This window comes from Armatimonas sp., from assembly GCF_043760365.1.
Classification (GTDB): domain Bacteria; phylum Armatimonadota; class Armatimonadia; order Armatimonadales; family Armatimonadaceae; genus Armatimonas.
The window spans coordinates 1-3,266 of sequence record NZ_JAYUPA010000808.1 but is presented as its reverse complement, the minus strand read 5'-3'; the positions used below and the strand labels follow the sequence as shown (position 1 = coordinate 3,266).

At 60.5% G+C, this 3,266-nt stretch carries 4 protein-coding genes; 2 read left to right on the top strand and 2 right to left on the bottom strand.

Annotated elements, in window-relative coordinates; translation table 11 throughout:
• On the top strand, positions 1-288 hold a 288-nt coding region (locus tag ACH2EH_RS19700; RefSeq protein ID WP_395144355.1), incomplete at its 5' end, for a formylglycine-generating enzyme family protein.
• A gap of 336 nt (positions 289-624) precedes the next feature.
• Positions 625-1,281, top strand: coding sequence for a hypothetical protein (locus ACH2EH_RS19695; RefSeq protein ID WP_395144353.1), 657 nt, complete (start codon positions 625-627; stop codon positions 1,279-1,281).
• Here the strand turns inward: ACH2EH_RS19695 and ACH2EH_RS19690 are convergent.
• Together ACH2EH_RS19690 and feoB are read right to left on the bottom strand one after the other, a co-directional pair.
• Complete coding sequence (locus ACH2EH_RS19690) at positions 1,273-1,488, bottom strand: FeoB-associated Cys-rich membrane protein (RefSeq protein ID WP_395144351.1); 216 nt, start codon at positions 1,486-1,488, stop codon at positions 1,273-1,275. The genes ACH2EH_RS19695 and ACH2EH_RS19690 overlap by 9 nt on opposite strands.
• 2 nt (positions 1,489-1,490) lie before the next feature.
• Positions 1,491-3,266: ferrous iron transport protein B (gene feoB / locus ACH2EH_RS19685; protein ID WP_395144349.1), on the bottom strand; the 1,776-nt coding region annotated here is incomplete at its 5' end.

Sequence of the window (3,266 nt, the reverse complement as noted above, 5' to 3'; positions counted from 1 at the left end):
TATGATGCTGGCGGAACGGCGGCAGTGGGCAGTTATCCCTCTGGTGTAAGTCCTTTTGGGATGCAGGATATGGTGGGCAATGTGTGGGAGTGGTGCTCTGACTGGTATGGGGGCTACGGCGACAGGACGAACCCAACGGGGCCTTCGTCAGGTCAGTATAAGGTACTTCGCGGCGGCTCCTGGAACGACGTCATCGCGGAGTATCTCCGCTGCGCCAACCGGGGCAGGGGCGATCCGTCCTACGCGAGCAGCAGCTGGGGCTTTCGCCTTCTCCATCCAGGACCGTAATGGTCTCCCTGGCTTTGAACCCACCCGCCTCGTCCTTCGGCACCCTCCCTTGCGGCAAGGGAGGGTGGACGCGAGTTTTACGAGTGGCCGAGTGGGTTCGAATGCGCTTCCTCATCCGACCTGGGCGCAGGGAGAGGGCGAATTGTGGGGTGGTTTGAGGGAATTATGGTAGAGTAAGAAGAGTTTGCGGTGCAGAAATCTCGATGCGAGATTTAGTTTGAAGGGTTTGCTATTTGGTTTGTTATTTACAAGATGCAGTGCAATGAAGAAGCACTGTGGTTTAGATGATACGAGATTTAGTTTAAGCATACTGCGGAAAAATACGAAGCATAAAAAATGGAAACTAGCAATGATTTGAAGACCTATCATGCGCTGATGGACACATTTATCGCGCACTGGACAAGCGTGGACGCGGTGCTGGGAGGCGCACCGCTGGTGCTCCCGGACGGGACGAATCGGGCGGCTTTTTTGGCGGCGAAGGCGACTCTCACGGCGGCCTACCAGAGCGTCGAGAGTGGCGATAACCAGGCGCAGACCTCGGCTGCGGACTGCCTGCGGCTCAAGGGCGAACTCCTGCCGCAACTGTCACAGTTCAAGGCAACGGTCGGTGGGCTGCTGCCTGGCACGCGCTATGCTGCTGCCGTGACCAAGACCCCTCCCAAGACCTCCTCGCAGGGCGTGATTGTGAAAGCCGTGCAGGACACCCTCACGCTCTGGACGCAGATCGAGGCCGATAGTGCTGTCACGCTCTCCAAGCCGCTCACACTGGCGGACGCGACCACAAAGGCCAGTCTTGAGGCCGGGTTCGTGGCGCTCCAAGCGGCCTACGCTGCCCATGCCACCGGCAAAGCGGCGGCGGCAGCAGCCCGTAGCGAGCGCAACGCGCAGCTCAAGGTTCTCGATGCCCAGATGAAGCAGTACCGCAAGACCGCACAAGCCCGCCTCGCCAAAGGCCACCCCCTTCTCGCCAACCTCCCCAGCGTTTCAAGGTAACAGAGAGTCCCCCCGCCGGGCGGGGGTTAGGGGGCGGGCAGCACGCCGCTCAAGCTGAATGAGCGGCGGGGGCTCGCTCTTGGCGGCGGCGCAGCCTTTGCAGCCCGGGCAGTTTCCGCCTTCGCCGGATTTTAGGCGTGTCCAGCCTCGGTGCGCGAGATAGAGGGCGGCGCTGAGAACGAGTAGATAAACGAGAACTTCTTGCATCTTTAGTACCCCAAAGCCTTTCCGATCAAGTGAATGATCCAGGTGACGACCCACGCTAAGAACGTCATGTAGGCGAGCTGAAAGAGCGGCCACTTCCAGGAGTTGGTCTCGCGCTTGACCACGGCCAGTGTGCTGATGCACTGCATCGCCAGCACGTAGAACACCATCAGGCAGATTGCGACGAGCGGCGTGTAGGCAGGTGAGCCATCCGGGCGCTTCTCCTCGCTCAGCCGATCCTTCAGGGCCTTTGCCTGCTCGTTTTCGTCATCGCTCTCGGCCTGGTAGAGGATCGCCATCGTTGAGACAAAGACCTCGCGGGCCGCAAACGATGCCACCACACCCACTCCCATTTTCCAGTCAAAGCCCAGTGGTGCGATGACGGGCTCGATGACATGACCGAGCTTACCCGCATAGGAGTTTTCCAGTGCGACGGATTTTGGGGTCTCCGGCGCGGCCTTGGGGTAGCTTGCCAGAAACCAGAGGAGCGTGGAGAGCGCTAAAATCACGGTTCCGGCGCGCTGCACGAACTGTAAGGCCGTCTCTCCTAGGCGAAACCCAAGCGTGCGCCAGATGGGCTTGCGGTAGGGCGGCAGCTCCAGCAAGAAAGCGGGGGCTTCACCTCGCAGTAGTGTCTTATGGAAAAGTGCCGCCATGAGAAATGTGGCCAGTGTCCCGAGTGCGTACATCGAAAATAATGTCGCGCCTTGGAGCGTCAGCAGTGCGAACGAGCGCGTGCCAATGTGAAAGCCGATGAGTGTGGTCTTCGGGATAAACGCTGCGATGAGCAGGGAGTAAACGGGCAGGCGGGCCGAGCAGCTCATCAAGGGGGCGACCAGAATGGTGAGAAGGCGGGCTTTGTGTGACTCAATCGTGCGGGTGGCGAGAATGCCGGGAATGGCGCAGGCGTAGCTGGAGAGCAGCGGAATAAACGACTTGCCGTGCAGCCCAACGCGGCTCATCAGGCGGTCCATCAGAAACGCGGCACGGGCGAGATAGCCGGTGTCTTCCAGGATCATGATGAACAAAAACAGCAAGAGAATCTGCGGCAGAAAGGTGATTGTGGTCCCAACGCCGCTGAGCATTCCCTCGGTGAGCAGATCACGTAAGGATCCTTCAGGCATCACGGCTTGAATGCCGTGTGAGAGTGCCACAATCGCGGATTCAAGCCAGCCCTTGGGAATCTCCGCCCAGGTGAACATGGCTTGAAAGAGAACCGCAAGGATCCCCAGAAAGATGGCGTAGCCCCAGAACTTATGCAGAAAGAGGCGATCCAGGCGCTCCGTGATGGTGGTGGGGGGGCTCTCGGCGCGACGGACGGCCCTCTGAACAATCCGGTTGATCTCTCCGTAGCGTGCTTCGGCAACAGCCGTGGCGGTGTCGTGGCCTTCACGGGTTAAACGCTCGTGGTCGCCGTGCAGGTGAGAGAGGATCTCCGGGCTCCAGCGGGTGGTCTTGGGAGTCGACGGAGCCCCGAGCAGGAGCACGGCTTCGGAGAACGCGGTCTCTGGGGCAAGGTCATGCTCCGTGGTGAGGAGCTCGGCAAGCTCCTTCGCTTCCTCCTCAACACTCTCAGGGAGGAGCCAGCGGCGTACCGGAGGCACAGGCAGTGGCTTTGCAAGCATTGCACGTAGCTCACTGAGTCCCGCGCGGCTCGCGGCATGGATAGGAACCACGGGGAAGCCTAGCTCCTGGGACAGCGCGTCCGCGTCCACCTCCACCCCACGCCGCGCTGCCGTATCGCCCATGGTAAGAGCCACGACCAAGGGGAGCCCCAAATC